This is a genomic window from Citrobacter sp. Cb023, assembly GCF_030336805.1.
Classification (GTDB): Bacteria; Pseudomonadota; Gammaproteobacteria; order Enterobacterales; family Enterobacteriaceae; genus Citrobacter; species Citrobacter braakii.
The window spans coordinates 15,188-39,436 of sequence record NZ_JAOWCV010000031.1 but is presented as its reverse complement, the minus strand read 5'-3'; the positions used below and the strand labels follow the sequence as shown (position 1 = coordinate 39,436).

Below are 24,249 nucleotides of genomic sequence, written 5' to 3'. Positions count from 1 at the left end.
ACCGTACTGGCTAAAACCTACGGCGGTGCTGCTCGTGCATTCGACCAGATCGATAACGCGCCGGAAGAAAAAGCTCGTGGTATCACCATCAACACCTCTCACGTTGAATATGACACCCCGACTCGCCACTACGCACACGTAGACTGCCCGGGCCACGCCGACTATGTTAAAAACATGATCACCGGTGCTGCGCAGATGGACGGCGCGATCCTGGTTGTTGCTGCGACTGACGGCCCGATGCCGCAGACTCGTGAGCACATCCTGCTGGGTCGTCAGGTAGGCGTTCCGTACATCATCGTGTTCCTGAACAAATGCGACATGGTTGATGACGAAGAGCTGCTGGAACTGGTAGAAATGGAAGTTCGTGAACTTCTGTCTCAGTACGATTTCCCGGGCGACGACACTCCGATCGTTCGTGGTTCTGCTCTGAAAGCGCTGGAAGGCGAAGCAGAGTGGGAAGCGAAAATCATCGAACTGGCTGGCTTCCTGGATTCTTACATCCCGGAACCAGAGCGTGCGATTGACAAGCCGTTCCTGCTGCCTATCGAAGACGTATTCTCCATCTCCGGTCGTGGTACCGTTGTTACCGGTCGTGTAGAACGCGGTATCATCAAAGTTGGTGAAGAAGTTGAAATCGTTGGTATCAAAGAGACTGCTAAGTCTACCTGTACTGGCGTTGAAATGTTCCGCAAACTGCTGGACGAAGGCCGTGCTGGTGAGAACGTTGGTGTTCTGCTGCGTGGTATCAAACGTGAAGAAATCGAACGTGGTCAGGTCCTGGCTAAGCCGGGCTCTATCAAGCCGCACACCAAGTTCGAATCTGAAGTGTACATTCTGTCCAAAGATGAAGGCGGCCGTCATACTCCGTTCTTCAAAGGCTACCGTCCGCAGTTCTACTTCCGTACTACTGACGTGACTGGTACCATCGAACTGCCGGAAGGCGTTGAGATGGTAATGCCGGGCGACAACATCAAAATGGTTGTTACCCTGATCCACCCAATCGCGATGGACGACGGTCTGCGTTTCGCAATCCGTGAAGGCGGCCGTACTGTTGGTGCGGGCGTTGTTGCTAAAGTAATGAGCTAATTATTGATTAATTAGCTTTGAGCTTAAAAAGGGCGCTTCGGCGCCCTTTTTGCTGTCCGCTATTTAGCAGTTGTCATATTTATTCGCATTTTTCATTCATTCTCCCGCTGCGTAAATAGCGTTGTGCTATTGTAATCATAACTATTCTCATTTACACTTTGCGCAGAAATTGAACGGGAGCGATCATGTACGTTTGTTTGTGTAATGCGATAAGTGATAAAAAAATACGTCAGGCTGTTCGCCAGTTTCATCCTCAGTCCTTTCAGCAATTGCGTAAATTTATTCCTGTTGGAAATCAATGCGGTAAGTGCATTCGTGCTGCCCGCGAAGTCATGCAGGATGAATTAACGCAAATGCCAGAATTTAAAGAGATCGCCTAAGTCACACTCTTTTTTTTGACATCCCTGTAGCCCCATCTACGCTCTAAGAGTGGAAGCGGAGGGACTATAAAATGAAAGGTGATGTTAAAATCATAAATTATCTCAATAAACTATTGGGAAATGAGCTTGTCGCAATCAACCAGTATTTTCTCCATGCTCGTATGTTCAAAAACTGGGGACTGACTCGCCTCAATGATGTTGAGTACCATGAATCTATCGATGAGATGAAACACGCTGATAAATATATCGAGCGTATTTTATTCTTAGAAGGGCTCCCAAACTTACAGGATCTTGGTAAGTTGGGTATAGGCGAAGATGTTGAAGAGATGCTGCAATCCGATCTTCGACTCGAACTCGATGGGGCTAAAGATTTACGTGAAGCTATTGCCTATGCCGACAGCGTCCATGACTACGTTAGCCGGGATATGATGATCGAAATCCTTGCTGATGAAGAAGGTCACATTGACTGGCTGGAAACGGAACTGGATCTGCTCCAGAAGATGGGACTCCAGAACTATCTTCAGGCACAGATTCGCGAAGCGTAGACGCAAACTTTGCAGAGCGGCAGACCTGCCGCTCCTTTCAGTACCCGATAACACCTGAGCTTTGCGCGCTGAAAATCAACCAGCCTGCCAGTCCAAGCCACGGACCGAACGCGATAAGCGGTATCGACGTCCTTCGGGTAAGGCATAGGATCAGCCACCAGACAATGCCCAGCAATGATGCAGCGAGTAAAATGGGCGGTAGCGCTGGCCATCCACACCAGGCACCCATCGCTGCCAGTAGCTTAGCGTCACCCAGGCCGATGCCCTCTTTGCCCGCGAGTATTTTGCATCCCCACCAGACCAACCATAGCGTCAGATAGCCAGCGACAGCGCCGTACAGCGCGTCGGATAACATCTCTCTGTCGTAAACGCTGTGATACATCAGACCGAGCCAGAGCAGCGGCTGCGTCAGCACATCCGGCAGCAGGTACGTCCGGAGATCAATTTGCGCCAGTGCGAAAATAAACCAGAACAGCGTCATGATGGCAATCGCATCAGACATTGAAGGGACAAACGCGGCGATAAGCGCAAAAACACAAGAACACGCCAGTTCAGTCAGTGGGTAACGCCATGAAATTGGCTTAGCGCAGGCCTGGCAACGCCCCCGCTGCCACAGCCAACTGAATAGTGGAATAGTGTTACGCACCGATAGCCTGTGCTGGCAGTGCGGACAGTGCGACGGAGGCCAGGCGATATTCCATGTTTCGCTGTGCCGATGCTCAATCATGATCGGCAGTCGATAAACCACTACATTCATAACGCTGCCGACTATCAGCCCGACAAATGCCATTGCTGCAATGTTAATGAGTTCCGTCATTTCCCCACCGGATAGAGTTCAAGGGCTTCCACCGCAATCTCCCCGGCGACCGGGCGGGCGCTAAACGTGAGTTGCGAAACCTGTATTCCCTCATTTTGTAGGGTATTAAGCCACGCAAATAATGGTTCGGTTTTGACAACGGGAAGCGAGATCGCAAAATGATCGGGAGTGGATGTCACAACGCTGATATTCAGACCTGCCTGCTGCGCGCTATATTGTATCAGTGCCGGATCGGTCTTTGTGCCCGGTCTACTGGCAACTAATCCGCGACGCTGAATCGCCTCATTTACCCACAGGATCTCACTCCTGAGACGATCATTTTCCTGCCTCTGCTGTGAAATAGCGTTATCCAGGGGCTGAACCACGCCGTACCAGAATCCCGCCAGCAGACAGAAAACGGCGAGGAATATCAGACTGCGTTGCTCTCTGCCGTTTTTTTCGCTCCACCAGCTATTCATATTCATTTGCGCTCCTTCAGGGTCAGCCGGACGCTACCTGTCGTCCCTTCTGGCGGTTGAGTCAGGATAAATTCGTCGTTTGTCTGCACCATAAAGCGGCGAAGATGTTCCGGATCGCGAACGTTGAGCGTCAGGGTAAAAAGGCGTTGTTCGAGCCGGTAGTTGACCTCGCGGATGGTAAGCCCCGGCAATGTGCTTAATCGGGTCTGAAGCTGAGTCAGTAACGTCAGCACATCCGGATAGCGATCCCTCGCGGACGATTCGAAGAAATATTTAAAATTGCTGTTGCGGTTATCACCTGGGAAATAGCGGTTCCACAGGGTGGCACCTTCCGCTGAGAGTGCCTGTTTCTGTTGATGAAGCTGCCAGAGCATCACCCCTTTCAGCCCTGAGAAGAGCGCTATTGCCAGGGCAAATGTTGCTATGGCGGCATATTTCAGCAGACGCGGGGTCGGTTGTGTCGGAGGCAAAGGGCGGAAGCTGCCGTGTAATACGTTAATGTCCTGAATATTATCGCTATTGCAGGCGCACGCCAGCGGTGGCTGCCAGTCAAGGTATTCGACATAAGCGTGAGGCACAGGAAGCGGGCTGGCGCTGATGATTTTCTGCTCTGTATGGCTGGCAAGTAAATGCATGAGCAGTGCCTCACTCAGCACGCCTGTTTTCCACGTGTCGTAACGGATTAACCATCGCTCATCTTGTTTTAGCAGACTCCAGCTATCCGTGACATACGGCAGCCAGAAACCATCCGGAACGATATACGTCAACGTCACGCCAGCTGTGTGGAAAGTCGTCAATAGATCGTTCAGCGTGGTCCTGGCGATCCCGGCGAGATGGAGCGTGTTTTCTTCTCTGGTGAGAACCGTCCAGTGCAGGCTGTCTGTATCACCGACAACGGCGTCCTCCACCAGCCAGCCCAGCGTTTGTTCACTGATTTTGTAGTTTTCCGTCGGTAATTCGACGCGACGAAAACAGAAATAATCAGGTGACAGGAACAGGCAGGCGTTACCGGCATCCGGCAGGTCGGTCAGCGCGTTCGGCTGGAGGTAATCCGCCTGTTCAACAATAACCGGAAGTTGTGCCTCGTTGGGGCAGCACCATTCCAGTTTTCCCGGCAGCGGACGTAGCAGTAATGTGTCTGGCGTCATTTAGTTCCCTTTAATGGTCGCGCGCCACGCTTTTGCGGGCTGTAATAAACAGAGCCTTTCTTTTGGGATCGTATTCCAGCTGGCTGATGGTGCTCCCGGCGCTATCGCCCTGTTCGATAGTCGTTTCAAGGCGGAAGTAACGACTGGTCGCCACCGCAATGCTTTTGAATGTGGTCTGCGACAGCTTATGAGCCGGATTATCCTTATCGAATGTCTTTAACAACGTCTCAATGCTGATTTTGCGTCCTTTGCGCGGGGTATCAAAAAAGCGCTCAATCTCGCGTGGCGGGACAGCATTATTGAGCATCGCCGCAAGCAACGGTGCATCTCGGCGCGTCAGGGTGTTGATGTTGATTTTTAGCTCATCATCAGGCAGCGCGCAGAGTAGCGGGGAGATTTGCTGGTAAAGAGAAAGCGTCATCCCTTTGATTTGTTTGAGCTCACTGATTGACCAGATACGTCGTCCGCCAATGGTGTGGGGGTCGTTACTTGTCTGGTAATACTCATTTTCGGCACCGGAGGCGCGTGGGATATCGTCGTTATCGATGTAGTCGGCGATAGCATCAACCAGCGCCTCAGCTTGGGCATTGGTGACGCCAACGTTGTCCAGCAGCGCCAGAAAGACGCTCACGCTGGCGGGCGGCTCTTTCATTCGATCGGTCGGGGCGTTAATCAGCGCATTAATGTTGTAACAGGCCTGCTCGTCAGATATCTGCCAGCTAACAACATCGCCGCTGGCGAGCTGAATACGCTGCGGCTGCGCCCAGAGCTGCTCGTGAGTGAGGTATTTCTCATTATCCCGCAGGTCCTGTTCAAGAATACGCATGGCCTGGCTTTCAGCCAGCTCTGCCAGCCAGTTTTGCTGTAGCCGCATCCGGGTGTAGCTGGTACGTTTGAGGTTGATCTGGTAGCGCACGGTCATTTCGCTGGCCAGCGCCGCCATAATTGCCAGGATCATCAGCACTACCAGCAGCGCCACGCCCTTTTGCCGGGTCATTGCTGTTCTCCTGGCTGGCGGTTCTCTGGCAACAGCGTCAGACGAGTTATCGTGCCGGAATCAGCAAGTTTGAGAGTGACTTCCATCGCGCCAGGAGATGGAATTTTCGCCGTGTCCGTCCACGCTTTCTCTTTACCGTTGTAATAACGCAACGTGAAGGCGTTCACACCATTGAGCATCGGCTGAGTGATGGCCGGGGTTCTATCTTCCGGGTAGCGCCAGAGCGTGCGGTATAAAGTATGATCCTGCAGATACCACTGAACTCGCTGGATATCGGGCGCGCAGCAGGCGCCAGGATAACGGTTACTGCTGGCTGTCGTCAGCATCAGAGTCTCTTTTTCGCCCTGCAATTCGGTTACCGGCACCCGCTGTCGGATATCTTTATCCAGCAAATTGACGGTACGCACGATGGCGGAAAAACGCTGCTGATGCTTTTTGGTCTGCTCGTTACTGTCAATTGTCGTCGTCAGCATCTGCGCCGTCAGCAGGCTGAGCGTGGCGAACAGGGCAATAGCCAGTAAAACTTCCAGCAGGGTAAAGCCGCGCTGTTTCTCAGGGCGGGGAGACATTTTGCGGTCCTCCTTGCGGCGAGGGGATAAAGCGCTGCAGGCGGATCTGCTGTTTGTCCTCAAGAGCGACGTCTGCTGTCCAGATGCTGAGGCCAGAAGCATCGGCGGGTGAGACTGTCAACGACCAGGCCCAGCGGCGTTTACCCATTATGCTGCTGCCCGTGGCGGTTTTAGCGGGGCTCTGCCCGGCCAGTTGATAGGTTTTGAGCACATTATCCGCTACCCAACCGGCAAGCACCTGTTCTTCCATTTTTGCGGTGGCGCTAACCTGACCGTGCAGGCTGTTGAGTAGCGCGAGGGAGCAGGTGGCGAAAATGAATATCGCCAGCAGCACTTCCAGAAGCGTCATTCCTAATTGCCTTTGGCTCATCGGCTTTCGCCTCGGGTGAGCACCAGCGGCAGCCCGCCGGTGCTGGCGAGCGTGAACAGCAGCCTGTTATTTTTACGGCTGCGGATGTGTAGCGTAAACGGCGTAATTTCACCGTCCGGGTGAATCAGAATTTGCGGCGTGCCGACGGATTGCCTGGCGAGCGACGCCGGGAACAGAGCCACCTGCCAGTCATTTTCCCACTTGCCCTCGGTCGCCAGGCGATAGAACCGGGTTGGCGTCTGCCAGCGATTGCCAATCGGTGTGACGATGCGCCAGCCTTGTTCGCGGATCTCGATGCCGGTACTGCGGTCCTCCATGGTTGACCAGTCAGCGGCATATTCAGTCAGCGCCGCCAGCTGTTCGGCTGCAGTAATAGCTTTCGCGGTATCATTTTGTCGCCCGTAGGTCATCATCACCAGCGAGGCGCCAAGCGCGATAATCGTCAGCACCAGAATGACTTCCAGTAGCGTGAATCCCTTCTGCCTCATTCCGATTATTTCGCTTTACCCAGTTCCCAGTTAGTAATGTCGTCAGCGGTGCCGGGTTCACCGTCCTGACCTGCGGAGAGAATATCGTAATCGCCGTGTTCACCAGGGCTAACCAGCAGATACTCATTACCCCAGGGATCCTGTGGCAGACGCTTGATATATCCCTTTGCGTTGTAATTTTCCGGGATTGGGCTGGCGGTCGGTTTTTCGACCAGCGCCTTTAGCCCCTGCGCCGTCAGCGGATAGCGATAGTTATCCAGTTTGTACATATCCAGCGCATTCTCCAGCGCCACGATGTCGCTGACGGCTTTCTGGTGATCGGCTTTGTCTTTATTGCCCATTAAACTGGGGACGACCAGGCTTGCGAGGATGCCCAAAATAACCAGCACCACCATTATCTCCAGCAGCGTAAATCCTCGCTGCTTATGTGCATCACTATTCACGTTTTATCCTTAACTTACCAATGAGTTGAGTTGCAAAATGGGTTGCAGAACCGAGATGATGATGAACAGCACAATCATCGCCATCGTAATAATCAGCGCGGGTTCAAACAGCGCCAGCGTCAGCGCAATTCGGTTTTGTAGCAGTGTTTCCTGCTGGTCGGCGGCGCGCGCCATTAGCTCGCTGAGTTGGCCGCTTTTTTCCCCGGAGGCAATCATGTAGAGCATCATCGGCGGGAAGAGATCGCATTTTTCCAGGGCGAGATGAAAGCCTGAACCCTGGCGCACGCGCTCCGCAGCCTGACCCAGCCGCTGACTAATTTCTCGGTTACCGATGCCTTCGGTTGCCAGCGTCATCCCTTCCAGCAGCGGAACGCCGCTGATATTAAGAATGCTCAGAGTGCGCAAATAACGGGCGCAGTGGATAGCGCGCAGCAGGGCGCGACTGAGTTTGAAATCAAGAAGCCAGCGGTCAAGCAGATGCCGTTTGCCGGGGCGGGTGAGCCAGTGGCGAAACAGGAAAAAGGCAATCAGCAGCAATGCGATTACCCACAATCCGTAGTGGCGCATGGCATCGCTGATTGCCAGCAACACGCGCGTGGACATTGGCAGCGCTTCTTTCATATGCAGAAACTGCTCGACGATTTTGGGTACTACGGTGGTGAGCAGGATAGCGACGACGGCGATCGCCACGCTGGTCAGCAGAGAAGGATAAATCAGTGACTGGATGAGTTTACTGCGTGTTGCCTGGCGTAACTCATTGTAGTCAGCCAGCTTTTCCAGCACACAGCCGAGCTGTCCGCTTTTTTCACCGGCTTTCACCAGCGTGCGGTAAACGGAATCGAAGATCCGCGGCCAGGCGGCCAGCGATTCGGAAAGCGTATGTCCGGCGAGGATCCGTTCGCGCAGGTCGTGTAGCACCAGCCCCAGTTTATTATTTTTGTTCTGCCGGCCAATAACGAACAGCGCCTCTTCAAGCGGTAGCGAAGCGTTGGCCAGCGTGGCGAGCTGACGGGTGAACAGCGCCAGTTCACTGCCGCTAAGCCGTAAACGAGGCGTTTTTTTTACCGTCCGTAACAGCGAAATGACCTTTTTCTCATTTAACACCAGCGGGTGCAGACCCTGGGCGCGTAGCGCCTCGCGCGCCTCTTTGCTGCTGGCGGCATCCAGCGTTCCACGGTGAGTCGTGCCGCTGTCATCCATTGCCTGCCACTGATATTTCATCGCGAATCCTCTTGCGCAGAGGTGACGCGCATGACTTCCTCAAGCGTGGTCTCGCCTGCCAGCACGCGCAGCAGGCCGTTGTCCCGCAGGCTCCGGCTTTGCTGGCGCAGGCACTGCTCCAGGGCGTGTTCATCGGCGTCGCGATGGATGATGCTGCGCATAGTTTTATCCACCAGCATAATTTCATGAATCGCCAGTCGCCCCTGATAGCCAGTTCCCCGACATTCGCCGCATCCGCAAGCCTGCCAGATTGCCTGAGCGGTGGGATCGAGCGCGTGCAGGAGGGATTTCTGAGAGTCAGGAATGGGAGCATGCACGCGGCAGGCCGGACAGAGGCGACGCACCAGGCGTTGGGCGATAACGCCGCTTAGCGATGATGAGAGCAGGAAAGGTTCGACGCCCATATCCCGTAATCGGGTAATCGCACCGCAGGCGCTGTTAGTGTGCAGGGTGGAAAGCACCAGATGTCCGGTGAGCGATGCCTGAACCGCTATCTGCGCGGTTTCGGCGTCACGAATTTCGCCGACCATGACGATGTCCGGATCCTGGCGCAGGATGGCGCGCAGTCCCCTGGCGAAAGACATATCCACCCGGCTGTTTACCTGGGTTTGTCCGACGCCTTCCAGCTCGTACTCGATGGGATCTTCGACGGTCAGGATATTACGCTGGGGGGAATTCAGCTCGGCGAGAATCGCATACAGCGTGGTGCTTTTTCCCGACCCCGTCGGGCCGGTGACAAGAATGATGCCGTGCGGCTGCTGTACTAAACCCTTCAGCCGCAGGCTATCCACCGCCGATAGCCCCATATTCTCCAGCGTCAGGCGCAGACTGTTTTTATCCAGCAGACGCAGCACGGCTCTTTCGCCATACTGCGAGGGTAACGTCGAAACGCGGACATCAATATTTTTGCGTCCGAGGCGCAGGGAAATACGCCCATCCTGCGGCAGTCGTTTTTCGGCAATATCCAGTCGTGCCATTACTTTGATACGCGAAATCAGCAGCGGCGCCAGTTTTTTAGCGGGCTGAAGGACTGGCTTAAGGACGCCGTCGATACGAAAACGCACCACCAGAGATTTTTCGAAGGTTTCGATATGCACATCCGACGCGCCTTCCCTCACGGCTTCATGAAGGACCGCGTTGATCAGTCGGATAACCGGTGCGTCGTTTTCATCACTGAGCAGATCGGCGTTGTCGGGTAACTCCTCGCTCAGCGCCGTCAGGTCGATCTCCTGATCGATATCCTGGGCAATCTGCCGGGACTCTCCGGCGCCGTGCTGGAAAAGTTGCTCCAGGTGGTCGTCAAATTGCGCTGGCGTCAGGCGGCTGAAGCGCTGACAGGCAACGCTGGCCTCGAGCACGTTTTCCAGCGGCGTGTCGGTGCGGTAGAACAATTCATCCACCGCGACCGCGATACCAAATTTTTGCCCCTGTGCGTAATTAAGCGGCAGAGGATGCTGGGGAGGAATGCGCGTCCATAAGTCAGTCATGTTGGATCATTCCCGGAAGGGATTGCGCGATGGCTGGTCGTTGGGCGCGTCGGTCGGCACATCGAAATTCAGCTCTTTAAGCATCGGGCGTTCTTCGTCCTTCACGCCGACCAATCCACTGGATTGCTTATCAATACGCTGCTGCTGTAAATCACGAAATCGGGTGTACTTATCCTTTGAGAGCGAACGATAAACCTCGTCGTCGCGAATAATGGTCGGCCTGATAAAGACCATTAAATTACGCTTCGCATTTTCCGTTGAGGTGTAGCGGAATAGCTGTCCGAGAACAGGGATATCGCCCAGCAGCGGTACTTTGGAAACCTGCTCTTTGCTTGAATCATCCAGCAGGCCACCCAGCACCACGGTTTCGCCACTTTTGACCAGCACGGCATTCTGGATAGTACGGGTGTTGAACGTCGGACCGAGATCGCTGGCGTTACCGGAGGCGGTATCGACGCTCGACACCTCCTGCTCGATCTCCATCAGCACCGCGTCGCCTTCGTTGATTTGCGGTGTGACCTTCAGTTTGGTGCCGACGGTTTTACGTTCGACCGTATTAAAGACGTTGTCGCCGGAGGTCGTTTGCGAGCCGGAAAGCACCGGCACATCCTGGCCGACATTAAACGATGCTTCTTTGTTATCCAGCGTCACAATGCTGGGGGTGGCGAGGATATCGTTTTTGTTGTCGGAGGAGATCGCGGTGAGCAGGACGCTCCAGTCCCCCTCAAAGAAGCCCGTCGCCAGGCCGTTAAAACTGCTTAACGCGCTGGCGATAGGGTTGTCGCTGGTCATCGAACCATTTTTATCAAACTGGCGCGCGCCTCTTGAGGCGTCGAAAATCGGCAGCCCCGTTTTGGTAAACTGCTGACCGCCGACGTTGCTGTTGGCCCACTGCACGCCAAGATTCAGGCCGTTTCCATCCTGGACTTCCACAATGATGGCTTCAACCAGTACCTGTGCGCGGCGAATATCCAGACGAGCGATGACTTTTTCCAGCTCCTGCATGGTGCTCTGGTCTGCGGTAATGACCACCGAGTTGGTTTGTTCATCGGCGTTAATCGAGACATCCCGGGAAGGGGTAGCCACGCTCTGCGAAGACGACTGCTTGTCTTCCGTCAGTTTGGTTGACACGCCGGTCAGCACTTCAACGATTTTAGTGGCTTTGGCGTATTTCAAATAGAACACGCGAGTATTGCCCTGCGTGGTCTGTTCGATATCCAGTTTAGCGATTAAAGATTTCATCCGCTGGCGCACATTGTCCGGCCCGCTGATAAGAAGGGCGTTGGTGCGCTTGTCGGCGACAATTTTAGGCAGCAGGATCTGCGTTGGGTTTTCCTTTGACTCTTCGCGAATCAGGCTGTTAATTACGTCAGATAAATCAACTGCCGAGGCGTAGCGCAGTTTGATAAGCTCACGTTCCTGAGTACCGATAACATCGACCCGTTTCACAACCTCAAGGATGCGATTGACTATATTGGCTTTACCGGTGATCAACAGCGCATTAGAAGGATCATAGTGTACGACGTTGCCGATGCCGCCGCTGTCCATCATCTGGCGTAATAGCGGAGCCAGATCGCGTACCGGGACATTTTTCAGCGCCACGACGCGGGTGATAAATTCATCGCCGACCGCCGGTTGCGACTGTGCCAATACTTTTCCCGGCGCGGTCTTAAGCGTTGTGGAGCGAACAACCTTCAGCAGGCCGTTATCCAGGGTGATAACCGAGTAGCCGTAGATATCGAGAACGCTGAGAAAAAACTGGTAGTATTCCTCCTCGTTGAAACTGTCAAAGCTGCGAACGGAGATTTTTCCCTGGACGGACGGATCGATCAGAATGGTTTTGCCCATTTGCTTACTGACCGAGGTAATAAACTCCCGGAGATCCGCATCCTGGAAGTTTGCCGAATATTGCGCTGACATGGTTTGAAATGGAAAGGAGCAAAACTGTAGCGCCAGTATCCATGCAGCCGTTTTTTTAATTCCTTTGCGCAATTTTGTCGTCCTTAAGGTTAATCATTCTCAGTAACGGATACATTCACCAGCGCTTCCTGACCGTTTCGTATTACGGTGAACTGGGCAGAGTTTAAGGTTACAAATTCCTGTAGTGCCGCTTTTGCTGACGCTTCCTGAGTTAGCGGATGGTTGTTCATTTTGATCGCAATATCGCCTGGCCTGAGTCCGGTTGCTATAAAACGTTCAACCGGACCACGGGCGTTTAATCTGACGCCCTGTAGCGCTTCCTGCTGATAGATAAAGTTAGTAATAATGATGTCGCTGAGGGAATGTGGCGCGCTGTCATGTGGCAGCGATGGTGCCGGTGCCCTGGAGAATATATCAGGCTCATCAATAAAAGCGATGCGTTGCCGGGAGCCATTGTTATCAATCGTCACGCTATTATTATCAATGTCCGTAATTTTTACGTCAGGGAGATCGTCAAGTTTATCTCCGGTACTGTAAAATTTTGCTTTCTCATTAATGGTGATAATAGCCTGTGAACGTGTTTTTAGCGTGCTCGCAATAATGCCATTTAGCTGGAGATCGAGCATCGAATTTTTAATTGAGACATCTTCTTTATTATCAGTCGCGTTTTCCCTACTGTTTTTCGGTAAATTCATTGGCAGCCTGAGGACAACGGACGTTATTGATTGACTGGTTTTGTTTTTCGTATTGATAAAATCAATAAATAATCTATAGGCATATAACGAATGAATAATAACAATGACACCGACAAAAAACATAACGCAGTACAGCATATCGTTACGCTTTCTCTTAAATATAAAGGTAAATTGCTTCGCGATAACATCCATTGTTAATAGCACGCCTGTTCTTTTCGGGAGAAGCATGATATAGGCTTACTTTCAGGTTTTCAATTTAATCGTCGGAACATGTCGTTTAATTCAAATATAAAAAATTGATAATATTTACCTGACATATAATGAGTTAAATGCCCGCATCAATTACTGGAACTTATCGATGACTGAACGCGAATTACCGTATGCAATTTACTCTTTTTCGCAACATACCCTTATCAAGAATATCTTTATTCATGAGTTGGGCGCTGGCGATGTGGGCGTATTATGCGGCAAACCAGGGTGTGGTAAATCGACGCTTATTTATCAGTTAGGTAAGGATTTTCCCGGCAGGGTAGTGGTGTTTACCGCCACCGGTTTCTCTGGTTTCTGTCAATTGACACACACGGCGTGTACGCACGGAAAACTCCAGCCAGACTGGCGAGATGTGAGAATTAGCCGTTTCTGGTCAACGCTGATGCCTGCCCTTAGTCCGGCAGCGCAACCAATAATAATTGTCATTGATAATGCTGACGCACTCGCCAGACATCTTCCGGCATTTGTCGATAATTTCCGTCATCTGGCGGCTTCATTTGACGCTGGCGCCAGCTTGCTACTGGTGGGGGGCGAAGCGCTCAGGCGTAACCGACGACTTAAACGGCGTGTTACGCTATCGGCGATCATCGCTGCGCCGACGGACGATGAATATCTTGATTTTATGCATCAACAGCAACTGTGTGAGGCGGATGGCGAGCCTGTGCGGATGCGTCATGAATTTGTGCGCAAAGCGGTTCGGGCAGTGCAGGGAAACCTGGCGTTGCTGAGGCGCATCGCCCGGGCGGCGAGAAAAATAGCAACGGACAGGCAAGCGGATGTGTTAACCGCTCAACAGGAAAGATTGTTGCTGGAAACATTTACTCTCTGCTCTTGCGTATTGCGCAAGGGAATACTGCCCGGACTTTACGCTGCGCTGGCTTTGACGTTCGGCTGGCTGGCGGTCGATGTTTTTCCCCTTCAACTTCCTCTGCCCGCCGGGTTAACGGTGGCGATGACGCAAAAAAAGGAAAACCTGCCGGATATTGGCGACGCACGGGGAGGATTACGCGATGCCATGCAGCAATTATTCAGCGTCTGGGGATTCGACACAGCGCATGACGAGGCATGGTGTGACCAGGCTGATCGCGCTGAGTTGGTGTGCGAAAGCGGCAAGGAACGTTTAGATAACCTCATCAGGCGCGGGTTGCCGTGGATCGCGCATTTGAATATCGATAAACAACCGGTCTACGGTGTTGTGATGCGTGTATCAGGAAACGAGCTGGATCTTATCATTGATAATAAAACCTGGATCGTCAGTCAGGAGTGGCTGGCGAAGCACTGGCAGGGAAATTATACCCTGATGCTCAATTTAACGCCTGACAGGAAAATGCAGATCGGTGAAAAGAGTCCGGCGGAAACCATCATCTGGTTTGATACGATGCTGAGCCGCGCACTGGGCGTTCCCGGCGATAAATCAGGCTCATGGACGCCATGGTTAATCGAAAAGGTCAAAGCATTCCAGCAGCGGGAGAATTTGCCTGTGGATGGTAAGCCGGGAAAAGAGACGCTGATAAGGCTGCGTCAGAGTCTTGGAGACGCGCCGGTATTAATCAATGAGTCGGCACCTGTGCTAACACATGCGCCGTCTAAGGAGCGAGTGTGATGATGCGCATCTATCAACCCATTGACGCGAAAACAGTGTCGAGTTGCCGCTGGCGGCAGGCGCTGCGTTCCTGTTGCTGGCTGTTGTGGGTCAGCCTGATGCTAATGTGCGGCTACTACGGACATTATGTCTGGCTGGTGCGCCATCCGACAACCGCCACGCAGGGAGTGCCCGATTCTCAGGCGTATCGACTCTCGGATGTGCATTACATTTTTAAGCGGAAACCTCTGCCGATACGCATCGATTTACCCACCCAGAACGAAGAGGGTGACAGTATGTTGGAAGAGATTCCCTATGATGAAGCGTCCGGGCAGGAAGTGCCGGATGGCGAAGTATTGCGCTCACGTGTGCAACAAGCGCTGAGAGAAATCGATGGCAAATAGCCATAATCACTTGCATCCGTACTGGCTATACGTATAATACGCCAGCCTGTCAAATCTGACGGGTAGTTCGATATGAACTGTGGCGGTTTACCGTCAACAACGCTCCCAATCAGGGGGCTACGTAAGAACGGTTACACTCTCCCATCAATCGTAATGGGTTTGAGGAGTAACTATTTCGTCTATAAAATAATTGGAGCTCTGGTCTCATGCAGAACCAAAGAATCCGTATCCGTTTGAAAGCGTTTGATCATCGTCTGATCGATCAATCAACCGCGGAAATCGTCGAGACTGCCAAGCGCACTGGTGCGCAGGTTCGTGGTCCGATCCCGCTGCCGACCCGCAAAGAGCGTTTCACCGTTCTGATCTCCCCGCACGTCAACAAAGACGCGCGTGATCAGTACGAGATCCGTACTCACAAGCGTCTGGTTGACATCGTTGAGCCAACTGAAAAAACCGTTGATGCTCTGATGCGTCTGGACCTGGCTGCCGGTGTAGACGTGCAGATCAGCCTGGGTTAATCAGGTCATCGAGCGATTGAGAGGTTGATACAATGATTGGTTTAGTCGGTAAAAAAGTGGGTATGACCCGCATCTTCACTGAAGATGGCGTATCTATCCCAGTAACCGTTATCGAAGTTGAAGCAAACCGCGTTACTCAGGTTAAAGATCTGGCTAACGATGGCTATCGCGCTGTTCAGGTTACCACCGGTGCTAAAAAAGCTAACCGCGTAACTAAGCCGGAAGCTGGCCACTTTGCTAAAGCTGGCGTAGAAGCTGGCCGCGGCCTGTGGGAATTCCGTCTGGCAGATGGTGAAGAATACACCGTTGGTCAGAACATTAGCGTTGAACTGTTTGCTGACGTTAAAAAAGTTGACGTAACCGGTACCTCTAAAGGTAAAGGTTTCGCTGGTACCGTTAAGCGCTGGAACTTCCGTACCCAGGACGCTACTCACGGTAACTCCTTGTCCCACCGCGTTCCGGGTTCTATCGGTCAGAACCAGACTCCGGGCAAAGTGTTTAAAGGCAAGAAAATGGCAGGTCAGCTGGGCAACGAACGTGTAACCGTTCAGAGCCTGGACGTAGTACGTGTTGACGCTGAGCGCAACCTGCTGCTGGTTAAAGGTGGTGTTCCGGGTGCGACCGGTTGCGACCTGATCGTTAAACCAGCTGTGAAGGCGTAAGGGGATAGCAATGGAATTAGTATTGAAAGACGCGCAGAGCGCGCTGACTGTTTCCGAAACTACCTTCGGTCGTGATTTCAACGAAGCGCTGGTTCACCAGGTTGTTGTTGCTTATGCAGCTGGTGCTCGTCAGGGTACTCGTGCTCAGAAGACTCGTGCTGAAGTAACTGGTTCAGGCAAAAAGCCGTGGCGCCAGAAAGGTACCGGCCGTGCGCGTTCAGGTTCTATCAAGAGCCCGATCTGGCGTTCAGGTGGCGTGACCTTCGCTGCTCGTCCACAGGACCACAGTCAAAAAGTTAACAAAAAGATGTACCGCGGCGCGCTGAAAAGCATTCTGTCCGAACTGGTACGTCAGGATCGTCTGATCGTTGTCGAATCATTCTCTGTAGAAGCGCCTAAAACTAAGCTGCTGGCACAGAAACTGAAAGACATGGCTCTGGAAGATGTGCTGATCATCACCGGTGAGCTGGACGAAAACCTGTTCCTGGCTGCGCGCAACCTGCACAAGGTTGACGTACGCGATGCAACTGGTATCGACCCGGTTAGCCTGATCGCCTTCGACAAAGTCGTAATGACTGCTGATGCTGTTAAGCAAGTTGAGGAGATGCTGGCATGATTCGTGAAGAACGTCTGCTGAAAGTGCTGCGCGCACCGCACGTTTCTGAAAAAGCGTCTACTGCGATGGAAAAAACTAACACCATCGTTCTCAAAGTTGCTAAAGACGCGACCAAAGCAGAAATCAAAGCTGCTGTGCAGAAACTGTTTGAAGTCGAAGTCGAAGTCGTTAACACCCTGGTAGTTAAAGGGAAAGTTAAACGTCACGGACAGCGTATCGGTCGTCGTAGCGACTGGAAAAAAGCTTACGTCACCCTGAAGGAAGGCCAGAATCTGGACTTCGTCGGCGGCGCTGAGTAAGTCGGAGGAGTAATACAATGGCAGTTGTTAAATGTAAACCGACATCTCCGGGTCGTCGCCACGTTGTTAAAGTGGTCAACCCAGAGCTGCACAAGGGCAAACCTTTTGCTCCGCTGGTTGAAAAAAACAGCAAATCCGGTGGTCGTAACAACAATGGCCGTATCACCACTCGTCACATCGGTGGTGGTCACAAGCAGGCTTATCGTATTGTTGACTTCAAACGCAACAAAGACGGTATCCCGGCAGTTGTTGAACGTCTTGAGTACGATCCGAACCGCTCCGCGAACATCGCGCTGGTTCTGTACAAAGACGGTGAACGCCGTTACATCCTGGCCCCTAAAGGCCTGAAAGCTGGCGACCAGGTTCAATCTGGCGTTGATGCTGCAATCAAAGCAGGTAACACCCTGCCGATGCGCAATATCCCGGTTGGTTCTACCGTTCATAACGTAGAAATGAAACCAGGTAAAGGCGGTCAGCTGGCACGTTCCGCTGGTACTTACGTTCAGATCGTTGCTCGTGATGGTGCTTATGTCACCCTGCGTCTGCGTTCTGGTGAAATGCGTAAAGTCGAAGCAGACTGCCGTGCAACTCTGGGCGAAGTTGGCAATGCTGAGCATATGCTGCGCGTTCTGGGTAAAGCAGGTGCTGCACGCTGGCGTGGTGTTCGTCCTACCGTTCGCGGTACTGCGATGAACCCAGTCGACCACCCACATGGTGGTGGTGAAGGTCGTAACTTTGGTAAGCACCCGGTAACTCCGTGGGGCGTTCAGACCAAAGGTAAGAAGACCCGCAGCAACAAGCGTACTGATAAATTCATCGTACGTCGCCGTAGCAAATAATTTTAGAGGATAAGCCATGCCACGTTCTCTCAAGAAAGGTCCTTTTATTGACCTGCACTTGCTGAAGAAGGTAGAGAAAGCGGTGGAAAGCGGAGACAAGAAGCCCCTGCGCACTTGGTCCCGTCGTTCAACGATCTTTCCTAACATGATCGGTTTGACCATCGCTGTCCATAATGGTCGTCAGCACGTTCCGGTATTTGTTTCCGACGAAATGGTCGGTCACAAACTGGGTGAATTCGCACCGACTCGTACTTATCGCGGCCATGCTGCTGATAAAAAAGCGAAGAAGAAATAAGGTAGGAGGAAGAGATGGAAACTTTAGCTCAACATCGCCATGCTCGTTCTTCTGCTCAGAAGGTTCGCCTTGTTGCAGACCTGATTCGCGGTAAGAAAGTGTCGCAGGCTCTGGATATTCTGACCTACACCAATAAGAAAGCGGCTGTACTGGTCAAGAAAGTCCTGGAATCTGCCATTGCTAACGCTGAACACAACGATGGCGCTGACATTGACGATCTGAAAGTTACGAAAATTTTCGTAGACGAAGGCCCGAGCATGAAGCGCATTATGCCGCGTGCAAAAGGTCGTGCAGATCGCATCCTGAAGCGCACCAGCCACATTACTGTGGTTGTGTCCGATCGCTGAGACTCTGGAGACTAGCAATGGGTCAGAAAGTACATCCTAATGGTATTCGCCTGGGTATTGTAAAACCATGGAACTCAACCTGGTTTGCGAACACCAAAGAATTCGCTGACAACCTGGACAGCGATTTTAAAGTACGTCAGTACCTGACTAAGGAACTGGCTAAAGCGTCTGTATCTCGTATCGTTATCGAGCGTCCGGCTAAGAGCATCCGTGTGACCATTCACACCGCTCGCCCGGGTATCGTTATCGGTAAGAAAGGTGAAGACGTAGAAAAACTGCGCAAAGTCGTAGCGGATATTGCTGGCGTTCCTGCTCAGATCAATATCGCCGAAGTGCGTAAACCTGAACTGGATGCAAAATTGGTTGCTGACAGCATCACTTCTCAGCTGGAACGTCGTGTTATGTTCCGTCGTGCTATGAAGCGTGCTGTACAGAACGCAATGCGTCTGGGCGCTAAAGGTATTAAAGTTGAAGTTAGCGGCCGTCTGGGCGGCGCGGAAATCGCACGTACCGAATGGTACCGCGAAGGTCGCGTACCTCTGCACACTTTGCGTGCTGACATCGACTACAACACCTCTGAAGCGCACACCACTTACGGTGTAATCGGCGTTAAAGTGTGGATCTTCAAAGGCGAGATCCTGGGTGGTATGGCTGCTGTTGAACAACCGGAAAAACCGGCTGCGCAACCTAAAAAGCAGCAGCGTAAAGGCCGTAAATAAGGAGCGTCGCTGATGTTACAACCAAAGCGTACAAAATTCCGTAAAATGCACAAAGGCCGTAACCGCGGTCTGGCGCAGGGTACGGATGTTAGCTTCGGCAGCTTCGGTCTGAAAGCTGTTGGCCGTGGTCGTCTGACTGCCCGTCAGATCGAAGCAGCACGTCGTGCTATGACCCGTGCAGTTAAGCGTCAAGGTAAGATCTGGATCCGTGTATTCCCGGACAAACCGATCACTGAAAAGCCGCTGGCAGTGCGTATGGGTAAAGGTAAAGGTAACGTGGAGTATTGGGTTGCCTTGATTCAGCCGGGTAAAGTCCTGTATGAAATGGACGGCGTACCGGAAGAGCTGGCCCGTGAAGCATTCAAGCTGGCAGCAGCGAAACTGCCGATTAAAACCACCTTTGTAACTAAGACGGTGATGTAATGAAAGCAAAAGAGCTGCGTGAGAAGAGTGTTGAAGAGCTGAACACCGAGCTGCTGAATCTGCTGCGTGAGCAGTTCAACCTGCGTATGCAGGCTGCAAGTGGCCAGCTGCAACAGTCTCACCTGTTGAAGCAAGTGCGTCGTGATGTCGCACGCGTTAAGACTTTACTGACTGAGAAGGCGGGTGCGTAATGACCGATAAAATCCGTACTCTGCAAGGTCGCGTTGTTAGCGATAAAATGGAGAAATCCATCGTTGTTGCTATCGAACGTTTTGTGAAACACCCGATCTACGGTAAATTCATTAAGCGTACGACCAAACTGCACGTACATGACGAGAACAACGAATGCGGTACTGGTGACGTGGTTGAAATCCGCGAATGCCGTCCGCTGTCCAAGACTAAGTCCTGGACGCTGGTTCGCGTTGTAGAGAAAGCCGTTCTGTAATACAGTAGGCATTCTCAACGAATAAACGGCTCAGCGATGAGCCGTTTATTTTTTCTACCCATATCGTTGAAGCGGTGTTATAATGCCGCGCCCCCGATATGGGGCTTTTTTAACGACCTGATTTTCGGGTCTCAGTAGTAGTTGACATTAGCGGAGCACTAAAATGATCCAAGAACAGACTATGCTGAACGTCGCCGACAACTCCGGTGCACGTCGCGTAATGTGTATCAAGGTTCTGGGTGGCTCGCACCGTCGCTACGCAGGCGTCGGCGATATCATCAAGATCACCATCAAGGAAGCAATTCCGCGTGGTAAGGTCAAAAAAGGTGATGTGCTGAAGGCGGTAGTGGTGCGCACCAAGAAGGGTGTTCGTCGCCCGGACGGTTCTGTCATTCGCTTCGATGGTAATGCATGCGTTATTTTAAACAATAACAGCGAGCAACCTATCGGTACGCGTATTTTTGGGCCGGTAACTCGTGAACTTCGTAACGAGAAGTTCATGAAAATTATCTCTCTGGCACCAGAAGTACTCTAAGGAGCGAATCATGGCAGCGAAGATCCGTCGTGATGACGAAGTTATCGTGTTAACCGGTAAAGATAAAGGTAAACGCGGTAAAGTTAAGAATGTCCTGTCTTCCGGCAAGGTCATTGTTGAAGGTATCAACCTGGTTAAGAAACATCAGAAGCCGGTTCCGGCCCTGAACCAACCAGGCGGCATTGTAGAGAAAGAAGCAGCTATTCAGATCTCTAACCTTGCTATCTTCAACGCGGCAACCGGCAAGGCTGACCGTGTAGGCTTTAGATTCGAAGACGGCAAAAAAGTCCGTTTCTTTAAATCTAACAGCGAAACTATCAAGTAATTTGGAGTAGTACGATGGCGAAACTGCATGATTACTACAAAGACGAAGTAGTCGCTAAACTCATGACTGAGTTTAACTACAATTCTGTCATGCAAGTCCCTCGGGTCGAGAAGATCACCCTGAACATGGGTGTTGGTGAAGCGATCGCTGACAAGAAACTGCTGGATAACGCAGCAGCTGACCTGACAGCAATCTCCGGTCAAAAACCGCTGATCACCAAAGCACGCAAATCAGTTGCAGGCTTCAAAATCCGTCAGGGCTATCCGATCGGCTGTAAAGTAACTCTGCGTGGCGAACGCATGTGGGAGTTCTTTGAGCGCCTGATCACTATTGCTGTTCCACGTATCCGTGACTTCCGTGGCTTGTCCGCTAAGTCTTTCGACGGTCGTGGTAACTACAGCATGGGTGTCCGTGAGCAGATCATCTTCCCAGAAATCGACTACGATAAAGTCGACCGCGTGCGTGGTTTGGATATTACCATTACCACTACTGCGAAATCTGATGAAGAAGGCCGTGCTCTGCTGGCTGCCTTTGACTTCCCGTTCCGCAAGTAAGGTAGGGTTACTGAATGGCTAAGCAATCAATGAAAGCACGCGAAGTAAAGCGCGTAGCTTTAGCTGATAAGTACTTCGCAAAACGCGCTGAACTGAAAGCTATTATCTCTGATGTGAACGCGACCGACGAAGATCGTTGGAACGCAGTTCTCAAGCTGCAGTCTCTGCCGCGTGATTCCAGCCCGTCCCGTCAGCGTAACCGCTGCCGTCAAACAGGTCGTCCGCATGGCTATGTGGGCAAGTTCGGGTTGAGCCGTATCAAACTGCGTGAAGCCGCTATGCGCGGTGAAGTACCAGGCTTGAAAAAGGCTAGCTGGTAATTACCAATTGAATCACGGGAGTAAAGACAGATGAGCATGCAAGATCCGATCGCGGATATGCTGACCCGTATCCGTAACGGTCAGGCCGCGAATAAAGCTGCGGTCACCATGCCTTCCTCCAAGCTGAAAGTGGCAATTGCCAACGTGCTGAAGGAAGAAGGTTTTATTGAAGATTTTAAAGTTGAAGGCGACACCAAGCCGGAACTGGAACTTACTCTTAAGTATTTCCAGGGTAAAGCTGTTGTAGAAAGCATTCAGCGTGTCAGTCGCCCAGGTCTGCGCATTTATAAGCGTAAAGACGAGCTGCCGAAAGTTATGGCTGGCATGGGTATCGCAGTTGTTTCTACCTCTAAAGGTGTTATGACTGATCGTGCAGCGCGCCAGGCTGGTCTTGGTGGCGAAATTATCTGCTACGTAGCCTAATCGGAGGAAAAAATGTCTCGTGTTGCTAAAGCACCGGTCGTTATTCCTGCCGGCGTTGATGTAAAAATCAACGGTCAGGTTATTACGATCAAAGGTAAAAACGGCGAGCTGACTCGTACTCTCAACGATGCTGTTGCAGTAAATCATGCAGATAATGCACTGACCTTCGGTCCGCGTGATGGTTACGCAGATGGATGGGCTCAGGCTGGTACCGCGCGTGCCCTGCTGAATGCAATGGTTGTCGGTGTTACCGAAGGCTTCACTAAGAAGCTACAGCTGGTTGGTGTAGGTTATCGTGCAGCGGTTAAAGGGAATGTAGTAAACCTGGCTTTAGGTTTCTCTCACCCTGTTGACCATCAGCTGCCTGCGGGTATTACTGCAGAATGTCCGTCTCAGACTGAAATCGTGCTGAAAGGCGCTGATAAACAGCTGATCGGTCAGGTTGCAGCAGATCTGCGCGCCTACCGTCGTCCTGAGCCTTATAAAGGCAAGGGTGTTCGTTACGCCGACGAAGTCGTGCGTACCAAAGAGGCTAAGAAGAAGTAAGGTAACACTATGGATAAGAAATCTGCTCGTATCCGTCGTGCGACCCGCGCACGCCGCAAGCTCCAGGAGCTGGGCGCAACTCGCCTGGTGGTACATCGTACCCCGCGTCATATTTACGCACAGGTAATTGCACCGAACGGTTCTGAAGTTCTGGTAGCTGCTTCTACTGTAGAAAAAGCTATCGCTGAACAATTGAAGTACACCGGTAACAAAGACGCTGCTGCAGCTGTAGGTAAAGCTGTTGCTGAACGCGCTCTGGAAAAAGGCATCAAAGATGTTTCTTTTGACCGTTCCGGGTTCCAATATCATGGTCGTGTCCAGGCACTGGCAGATGCTGCCCGTGAAGCTGGCCTTCAGTTCTAAGGTAGAGGTGTAAGATGGCTCACATCGAAAAACAAGCTGGCGAACTGCAGGAAAAGCTGATCGCGGTTAACCGCGTATCTAAAACCGTTAAAGGTGGTCGTATTTTCTCCTTCACAGCTCTGACTGTAGTTGGTGATGGTAACGGTCGCGTTGGTTTTGGTTACGGTAAAGCGCGTGAAGTTCCAGCAGCGATCCAGAAAGCGATGGAAAAAGCCCGTCGCAATATGATTAACGTCGCGCTGAACCACGGCACCCTGCAGCACCCGGTTAAGGGTACTCACACGGGTTCTCGTGTATTCATGCAGCCGGCTTCCGAAGGTACCGGTATCATCGCCGGTGGTGCAATGCGCGCCGTTCTGGAAGTCGCTGGAGTTCGTAACGTTCTGGCTAAAGCGTATGGTTCTACTAACCCGATTAACGTGGTTCGTGCAACTATCGATGGCCTGGAAAATATGAAATCTCCGGAAATGGTCGCTGCCAAGCGTGGTAAATCCGTTGAAGAAATTCTGGGGAAATAAACCATGGCAAAGACTATTAAAATTACTCAAACCCGCAGTGCAATCGGTCGTCTGCCGAAACATAAGGCAACGCTGCTTGGCCTGGGTCTGCGTCGTATTGGTCACACCGTAGAGCGCGAGGATACTCCTGCTGTTCGTGGTATGGTCAACGCGGTTTCCTTCATGGTTAAAGTTGAGGAGTAAGAGATGCGTTTAAATACTCTGTCTCCGGCCGAAGGCTCTAAAAAAGCGGCTCGCCGCCTGGGTCGTGGTATCGGTTCTGGCCTCGGTAAAACCGGTGGTCGTGGTCACAAAGGTCAGAAGTCTCGTTCTGGCGGTGGCGTACGTCGCGGTTTCGAGGGTGGTCAGATGCCTCTGTACCGTCGTCTGCCGAAATTCGGCTTCACTTCACGTAAAGCAGCGATTACAGCCGAAGTTCGTCTGTCTGACCTGGCTAAAGTTGAAGGCGGTGTTGTAGACCTGAACACGCTGAAAGCAGCTAACATTATCGGTATCCAGATCGAGTTCGCGAAAGTGATTCTGGCTGGTGAAGTCACTACTCCGGTAACTGTTCGTGGCCTGCGTGTTACTAAAGGCGCTCGTGCTGCTATCGAAGCTGCTGGCGGTAAAATCGAGGAATAAG

The 24,249-nt window shown here is 52.1% G+C and carries 38 protein-coding genes; 26 read left to right on the top strand and 12 right to left on the bottom strand.

Annotated features, from left to right (window positions below; genetic code table 11):
- The 3 genes from tuf to bfr form a co-directional block, all read left to right on the top strand.
- Positions 1-1,086 (top strand): elongation factor Tu (tuf, locus tag OGW44_RS06465; protein WP_131348470.1); only part of this gene is annotated, 1,086 nt, incomplete at its 5' end.
- Between the two features lie 185 nt (positions 1,087-1,271).
- Positions 1,272-1,466, top strand: coding sequence for a bacterioferritin-associated ferredoxin (gene bfd, locus OGW44_RS06460; RefSeq protein WP_003031111.1), 195 nt, complete (start codon positions 1,272-1,274; stop codon positions 1,464-1,466).
- A 71-nt stretch (positions 1,467-1,537) separates the two neighbouring features.
- Positions 1,538-2,011, top strand: coding sequence for a bacterioferritin (gene bfr, locus OGW44_RS06455; protein ID WP_016154761.1), 474 nt, complete (start codon positions 1,538-1,540; stop codon positions 2,009-2,011).
- A 37-nt stretch (positions 2,012-2,048) separates the two neighbouring features.
- Here bfr and OGW44_RS06450 read toward each other — a convergent pair whose 3' ends face one another.
- The 12 genes from OGW44_RS06450 to gspC are packed head-to-tail and all read right to left on the bottom strand — an operon-like array spanning position 2,049 to position 12,816.
- Positions 2,049-2,828, bottom strand: a complete 780-nt coding sequence (locus OGW44_RS06450) for a prepilin peptidase (RefSeq protein ID WP_185655133.1) — start codon at positions 2,826-2,828, stop codon at positions 2,049-2,051.
- The gene (locus tag OGW44_RS06445; protein ID WP_053388944.1) at positions 2,825-3,292 is read right to left on the bottom strand and encodes a type II secretion system protein M; all 468 of its coding nucleotides are present in this window, start codon (positions 3,290-3,292) and stop codon (positions 2,825-2,827) included. Before OGW44_RS06445 ends, OGW44_RS06450 begins: the two co-directional genes overlap by 4 nt.
- Entirely contained in the window at positions 3,289-4,434 is a 1,146-nt protein-coding gene (gspL, locus tag OGW44_RS06440; RefSeq protein ID WP_185655134.1) for a type II secretion system protein GspL, read from the bottom strand. The genes OGW44_RS06445 and gspL overlap by 4 nt, the downstream gene beginning before the upstream one ends.
- Before the next feature lie 10 nt (positions 4,435-4,444).
- A complete protein-coding gene (gene gspK, locus OGW44_RS06435) occupies positions 4,445-5,431 on the bottom strand; it encodes a type II secretion system minor pseudopilin GspK (protein WP_049281765.1) in 987 nt (328 codons plus the stop codon).
- On the bottom strand, positions 5,428-6,000 hold the full coding sequence (locus OGW44_RS06430; RefSeq protein ID WP_053388942.1) for a type II secretion system protein GspJ: 573 nt from the start codon (positions 5,998-6,000) through the stop codon (positions 5,428-5,430). The genes gspK and OGW44_RS06430 overlap by 4 nt, the downstream gene beginning before the upstream one ends.
- Positions 5,984-6,370 (bottom strand): type II secretion system minor pseudopilin GspI, encoded by a 387-nt coding sequence (gspI, locus tag OGW44_RS06425; RefSeq protein ID WP_185655135.1) that lies wholly within the window; start codon positions 6,368-6,370, stop codon positions 5,984-5,986. Before gspI ends, OGW44_RS06430 begins: the two co-directional genes overlap by 17 nt.
- Positions 6,367-6,858, bottom strand: coding sequence for a type II secretion system minor pseudopilin GspH (gspH, locus tag OGW44_RS06420; protein WP_046274613.1), 492 nt, complete (start codon positions 6,856-6,858; stop codon positions 6,367-6,369). The genes gspI and gspH overlap by 4 nt, the downstream gene beginning before the upstream one ends.
- A 5-nt stretch (positions 6,859-6,863) precedes the next feature.
- Positions 6,864-7,301, bottom strand: a complete 438-nt coding sequence (gene gspG / locus OGW44_RS06415) for a type II secretion system major pseudopilin GspG (protein ID WP_185655136.1) — start codon at positions 7,299-7,301, stop codon at positions 6,864-6,866.
- A gap of 9 nt (positions 7,302-7,310) precedes the next feature.
- A complete protein-coding gene (gene gspF, locus OGW44_RS06410; protein WP_185655137.1) occupies positions 7,311-8,522 on the bottom strand; it encodes a type II secretion system inner membrane protein GspF in 1,212 nt (403 codons plus the stop codon).
- Positions 8,519-10,009: a type II secretion system ATPase GspE gene (gene gspE, locus OGW44_RS06405; protein WP_185655138.1), complete on the bottom strand. Its 1,491-nt coding sequence runs from the start codon at positions 10,007-10,009 to the stop codon at positions 8,519-8,521. Before gspE ends, gspF begins: the two co-directional genes overlap by 4 nt.
- A gap of 6 nt (positions 10,010-10,015) precedes the next feature.
- Complete coding sequence (gspD, locus tag OGW44_RS06400; protein ID WP_185655139.1) at positions 10,016-12,001, bottom strand: type II secretion system secretin GspD; 1,986 nt, start codon at positions 11,999-12,001, stop codon at positions 10,016-10,018.
- A gap of 17 nt (positions 12,002-12,018) precedes the next feature.
- Entirely contained in the window at positions 12,019-12,816 is a 798-nt protein-coding gene (gene gspC, locus OGW44_RS06395; RefSeq protein WP_180837098.1) for a type II secretion system protein GspC, read from the bottom strand.
- 166 nt (positions 12,817-12,982) lie between these two features.
- Here gspC and OGW44_RS06390 point away from each other — a divergent pair, with 166 nt between their 5' ends.
- From OGW44_RS06390 to rplO, 23 genes are all read left to right on the top strand, one after another.
- Positions 12,983-14,497 carry a peptidoglycan-binding protein gene (locus OGW44_RS06390; protein WP_185655140.1) on the top strand — a complete coding sequence of 505 codons (1,515 nt, stop codon included), beginning with the start codon at positions 12,983-12,985 and terminating at the stop codon, positions 14,495-14,497.
- Positions 14,497-14,880: a type II secretion system protein GspB, cryptic system variant gene (locus OGW44_RS06385; RefSeq protein WP_185655141.1), complete on the top strand. Its 384-nt coding sequence runs from the start codon at positions 14,497-14,499 to the stop codon at positions 14,878-14,880. Before OGW44_RS06390 ends, OGW44_RS06385 begins: the two co-directional genes overlap by 1 nt.
- 206 nt (positions 14,881-15,086) lie before the next feature.
- Positions 15,087-15,398 (top strand): 30S ribosomal protein S10, encoded by a 312-nt coding sequence (gene rpsJ / locus OGW44_RS06380; RefSeq protein ID WP_001181005.1) that lies wholly within the window; start codon positions 15,087-15,089, stop codon positions 15,396-15,398.
- Between the two features lie 32 nt (positions 15,399-15,430).
- Positions 15,431-16,060 carry a 50S ribosomal protein L3 gene (gene rplC, locus OGW44_RS06375; protein ID WP_003031117.1) on the top strand — a complete coding sequence of 210 codons (630 nt, stop codon included), beginning with the start codon at positions 15,431-15,433 and terminating at the stop codon, positions 16,058-16,060.
- Between the two features lie 10 nt (positions 16,061-16,070).
- A complete protein-coding gene (rplD, locus tag OGW44_RS06370) occupies positions 16,071-16,676 on the top strand; it encodes a 50S ribosomal protein L4 (protein WP_003031119.1) in 606 nt (201 codons plus the stop codon).
- Positions 16,673-16,975, top strand: coding sequence for a 50S ribosomal protein L23 (gene rplW, locus OGW44_RS06365; protein WP_000617546.1), 303 nt, complete (start codon positions 16,673-16,675; stop codon positions 16,973-16,975). Before rplD ends, rplW begins: the two co-directional genes overlap by 4 nt.
- Positions 16,976-16,992: 17 nt before the next feature.
- Positions 16,993-17,814 carry a 50S ribosomal protein L2 gene (gene rplB, locus OGW44_RS06360; protein WP_016154746.1) on the top strand — a complete coding sequence of 274 codons (822 nt, stop codon included), beginning with the start codon at positions 16,993-16,995 and terminating at the stop codon, positions 17,812-17,814.
- Positions 17,815-17,830: 16 nt separating this feature from the next.
- A complete protein-coding gene (gene rpsS, locus OGW44_RS06355) occupies positions 17,831-18,109 on the top strand; it encodes a 30S ribosomal protein S19 (protein ID WP_001138115.1) in 279 nt (92 codons plus the stop codon).
- 14 nt (positions 18,110-18,123) lie between these two features.
- Positions 18,124-18,456: a 50S ribosomal protein L22 gene (gene rplV / locus OGW44_RS06350; protein WP_000448832.1), complete on the top strand. Its 333-nt coding sequence runs from the start codon at positions 18,124-18,126 to the stop codon at positions 18,454-18,456.
- A gap of 17 nt (positions 18,457-18,473) precedes the next feature.
- A complete protein-coding gene (rpsC, locus tag OGW44_RS06345) occupies positions 18,474-19,175 on the top strand; it encodes a 30S ribosomal protein S3 (protein WP_000529945.1) in 702 nt (233 codons plus the stop codon).
- A gap of 12 nt (positions 19,176-19,187) precedes the next feature.
- On the top strand, positions 19,188-19,598 hold the full coding sequence (rplP, locus tag OGW44_RS06340) for a 50S ribosomal protein L16 (protein ID WP_000941212.1): 411 nt from the start codon (positions 19,188-19,190) through the stop codon (positions 19,596-19,598).
- Positions 19,598-19,789, top strand: a complete 192-nt coding sequence (gene rpmC, locus OGW44_RS06335) for a 50S ribosomal protein L29 (protein WP_000644742.1) — start codon at positions 19,598-19,600, stop codon at positions 19,787-19,789. The genes rplP and rpmC overlap by 1 nt, the downstream gene beginning before the upstream one ends.
- Positions 19,789-20,043, top strand: a complete 255-nt coding sequence (gene rpsQ / locus OGW44_RS06330) for a 30S ribosomal protein S17 (RefSeq protein WP_003031120.1) — start codon at positions 19,789-19,791, stop codon at positions 20,041-20,043. Before rpmC ends, rpsQ begins: the two co-directional genes overlap by 1 nt.
- 163 nt (positions 20,044-20,206) lie before the next feature.
- Positions 20,207-20,578 carry a 50S ribosomal protein L14 gene (rplN, locus tag OGW44_RS06325; protein ID WP_000613954.1) on the top strand — a complete coding sequence of 124 codons (372 nt, stop codon included), beginning with the start codon at positions 20,207-20,209 and terminating at the stop codon, positions 20,576-20,578.
- Positions 20,579-20,588: 10 nt separating this feature from the next.
- Complete coding sequence (gene rplX / locus OGW44_RS06320; RefSeq protein WP_003031122.1) at positions 20,589-20,903, top strand: 50S ribosomal protein L24; 315 nt, start codon at positions 20,589-20,591, stop codon at positions 20,901-20,903.
- Positions 20,904-20,917: 14 nt separating this feature from the next.
- Positions 20,918-21,457, top strand: coding sequence for a 50S ribosomal protein L5 (rplE, locus tag OGW44_RS06315; protein ID WP_003031123.1), 540 nt, complete (start codon positions 20,918-20,920; stop codon positions 21,455-21,457).
- Between the two features lie 14 nt (positions 21,458-21,471).
- Entirely contained in the window at positions 21,472-21,777 is a 306-nt protein-coding gene (gene rpsN / locus OGW44_RS06310; RefSeq protein WP_003031125.1) for a 30S ribosomal protein S14, read from the top strand.
- 30 nt (positions 21,778-21,807) lie between these two features.
- Positions 21,808-22,200 carry a 30S ribosomal protein S8 gene (gene rpsH / locus OGW44_RS06305; RefSeq protein WP_003031127.1) on the top strand — a complete coding sequence of 131 codons (393 nt, stop codon included), beginning with the start codon at positions 21,808-21,810 and terminating at the stop codon, positions 22,198-22,200.
- Positions 22,201-22,212: 12 nt separating this feature from the next.
- A complete protein-coding gene (gene rplF, locus OGW44_RS06300) occupies positions 22,213-22,746 on the top strand; it encodes a 50S ribosomal protein L6 (RefSeq protein ID WP_003031129.1) in 534 nt (177 codons plus the stop codon).
- A gap of 9 nt (positions 22,747-22,755) precedes the next feature.
- Positions 22,756-23,109 (top strand): 50S ribosomal protein L18, encoded by a 354-nt coding sequence (rplR, locus tag OGW44_RS06295; protein WP_000358960.1) that lies wholly within the window; start codon positions 22,756-22,758, stop codon positions 23,107-23,109.
- 14 nt (positions 23,110-23,123) lie between these two features.
- Positions 23,124-23,627, top strand: coding sequence for a 30S ribosomal protein S5 (gene rpsE / locus OGW44_RS06290; protein ID WP_003031131.1), 504 nt, complete (start codon positions 23,124-23,126; stop codon positions 23,625-23,627).
- 3 nt (positions 23,628-23,630) lie between these two features.
- Entirely contained in the window at positions 23,631-23,810 is a 180-nt protein-coding gene (gene rpmD, locus OGW44_RS06285) for a 50S ribosomal protein L30 (protein WP_001140434.1), read from the top strand.
- A 3-nt stretch (positions 23,811-23,813) separates the two neighbouring features.
- Positions 23,814-24,248 carry a 50S ribosomal protein L15 gene (gene rplO / locus OGW44_RS06280; RefSeq protein ID WP_003031132.1) on the top strand — a complete coding sequence of 145 codons (435 nt, stop codon included), beginning with the start codon at positions 23,814-23,816 and terminating at the stop codon, positions 24,246-24,248.
- Position 24,249: the final 1 nt, after the last annotated feature.

Excerpts from the sequence above, each read along its gene's own strand:
- bfd (WP_003031111.1), top strand. The coding sequence starts at position 1,272 with ATGTACGTTTGTTTGTGTAATGCGATAAGTGATAAAAAAATACGTCAG.
- bfr (WP_016154761.1), top strand. The coding sequence starts at position 1,538 with ATGAAAGGTGATGTTAAAATCATAAATTATCTCAATAAACTATTGGGA.
- OGW44_RS06450 (WP_185655133.1), bottom strand. The coding sequence starts at position 2,828 with ATGACGGAACTCATTAACATTGCAGCAATGGCATTTGTCGGGCTGATA.
- OGW44_RS06445 (WP_053388944.1), bottom strand. The coding sequence starts at position 3,292 with ATGAATATGAATAGCTGGTGGAGCGAAAAAAACGGCAGAGAGCAACGC.
- gspL (WP_185655134.1), bottom strand. The coding sequence starts at position 4,434 with ATGACGCCAGACACATTACTGCTACGTCCGCTGCCGGGAAAACTGGAA.
- gspK (WP_049281765.1), bottom strand. The coding sequence starts at position 5,431 with ATGACCCGGCAAAAGGGCGTGGCGCTGCTGGTAGTGCTGATGATCCTG.
- OGW44_RS06430 (WP_053388942.1), bottom strand. The coding sequence starts at position 6,000 with ATGTCTCCCCGCCCTGAGAAACAGCGCGGCTTTACCCTGCTGGAAGTT.
- gspI (WP_185655135.1), bottom strand. The coding sequence starts at position 6,370 with ATGAGCCAAAGGCAATTAGGAATGACGCTTCTGGAAGTGCTGCTGGCG.
- gspH (WP_046274613.1), bottom strand. The coding sequence starts at position 6,858 with ATGAGGCAGAAGGGATTCACGCTACTGGAAGTCATTCTGGTGCTGACG.
- gspF (WP_185655137.1), bottom strand. The coding sequence starts at position 8,522 with ATGAAATATCAGTGGCAGGCAATGGATGACAGCGGCACGACTCACCGT.
- gspE (WP_185655138.1), bottom strand. The coding sequence starts at position 10,009 with ATGACTGACTTATGGACGCGCATTCCTCCCCAGCATCCTCTGCCGCTT.
- gspC (WP_180837098.1), bottom strand. The coding sequence starts at position 12,816 with ATGGATGTTATCGCGAAGCAATTTACCTTTATATTTAAGAGAAAGCGT.
- OGW44_RS06390 (WP_185655140.1), top strand. The coding sequence starts at position 12,983 with ATGACTGAACGCGAATTACCGTATGCAATTTACTCTTTTTCGCAACAT.
- OGW44_RS06385 (WP_185655141.1), top strand. The coding sequence starts at position 14,497 with ATGATGCGCATCTATCAACCCATTGACGCGAAAACAGTGTCGAGTTGC.
- rpsJ (WP_001181005.1), top strand. The coding sequence starts at position 15,087 with ATGCAGAACCAAAGAATCCGTATCCGTTTGAAAGCGTTTGATCATCGT.
- rplC (WP_003031117.1), top strand. The coding sequence starts at position 15,431 with ATGATTGGTTTAGTCGGTAAAAAAGTGGGTATGACCCGCATCTTCACT.
- rplD (WP_003031119.1), top strand. The coding sequence starts at position 16,071 with ATGGAATTAGTATTGAAAGACGCGCAGAGCGCGCTGACTGTTTCCGAA.
- rplW (WP_000617546.1), top strand. The coding sequence starts at position 16,673 with ATGATTCGTGAAGAACGTCTGCTGAAAGTGCTGCGCGCACCGCACGTT.
- rplB (WP_016154746.1), top strand. The coding sequence starts at position 16,993 with ATGGCAGTTGTTAAATGTAAACCGACATCTCCGGGTCGTCGCCACGTT.
- rpsS (WP_001138115.1), top strand. The coding sequence starts at position 17,831 with ATGCCACGTTCTCTCAAGAAAGGTCCTTTTATTGACCTGCACTTGCTG.
- rplV (WP_000448832.1), top strand. The coding sequence starts at position 18,124 with ATGGAAACTTTAGCTCAACATCGCCATGCTCGTTCTTCTGCTCAGAAG.
- rpsC (WP_000529945.1), top strand. The coding sequence starts at position 18,474 with ATGGGTCAGAAAGTACATCCTAATGGTATTCGCCTGGGTATTGTAAAA.
- rplP (WP_000941212.1), top strand. The coding sequence starts at position 19,188 with ATGTTACAACCAAAGCGTACAAAATTCCGTAAAATGCACAAAGGCCGT.
- rpmC (WP_000644742.1), top strand. The coding sequence starts at position 19,598 with ATGAAAGCAAAAGAGCTGCGTGAGAAGAGTGTTGAAGAGCTGAACACC.
- rpsQ (WP_003031120.1), top strand. The coding sequence starts at position 19,789 with ATGACCGATAAAATCCGTACTCTGCAAGGTCGCGTTGTTAGCGATAAA.
- rplN (WP_000613954.1), top strand. The coding sequence starts at position 20,207 with ATGATCCAAGAACAGACTATGCTGAACGTCGCCGACAACTCCGGTGCA.
- rplX (WP_003031122.1), top strand. The coding sequence starts at position 20,589 with ATGGCAGCGAAGATCCGTCGTGATGACGAAGTTATCGTGTTAACCGGT.
- rplE (WP_003031123.1), top strand. The coding sequence starts at position 20,918 with ATGGCGAAACTGCATGATTACTACAAAGACGAAGTAGTCGCTAAACTC.
- rpsN (WP_003031125.1), top strand. The coding sequence starts at position 21,472 with ATGGCTAAGCAATCAATGAAAGCACGCGAAGTAAAGCGCGTAGCTTTA.
- rpsH (WP_003031127.1), top strand. The coding sequence starts at position 21,808 with ATGAGCATGCAAGATCCGATCGCGGATATGCTGACCCGTATCCGTAAC.
- rplF (WP_003031129.1), top strand. The coding sequence starts at position 22,213 with ATGTCTCGTGTTGCTAAAGCACCGGTCGTTATTCCTGCCGGCGTTGAT.
- rplR (WP_000358960.1), top strand. The coding sequence starts at position 22,756 with ATGGATAAGAAATCTGCTCGTATCCGTCGTGCGACCCGCGCACGCCGC.
- rpsE (WP_003031131.1), top strand. The coding sequence starts at position 23,124 with ATGGCTCACATCGAAAAACAAGCTGGCGAACTGCAGGAAAAGCTGATC.
- rpmD (WP_001140434.1), top strand. The coding sequence starts at position 23,631 with ATGGCAAAGACTATTAAAATTACTCAAACCCGCAGTGCAATCGGTCGT.
- rplO (WP_003031132.1), top strand. The coding sequence starts at position 23,814 with ATGCGTTTAAATACTCTGTCTCCGGCCGAAGGCTCTAAAAAAGCGGCT.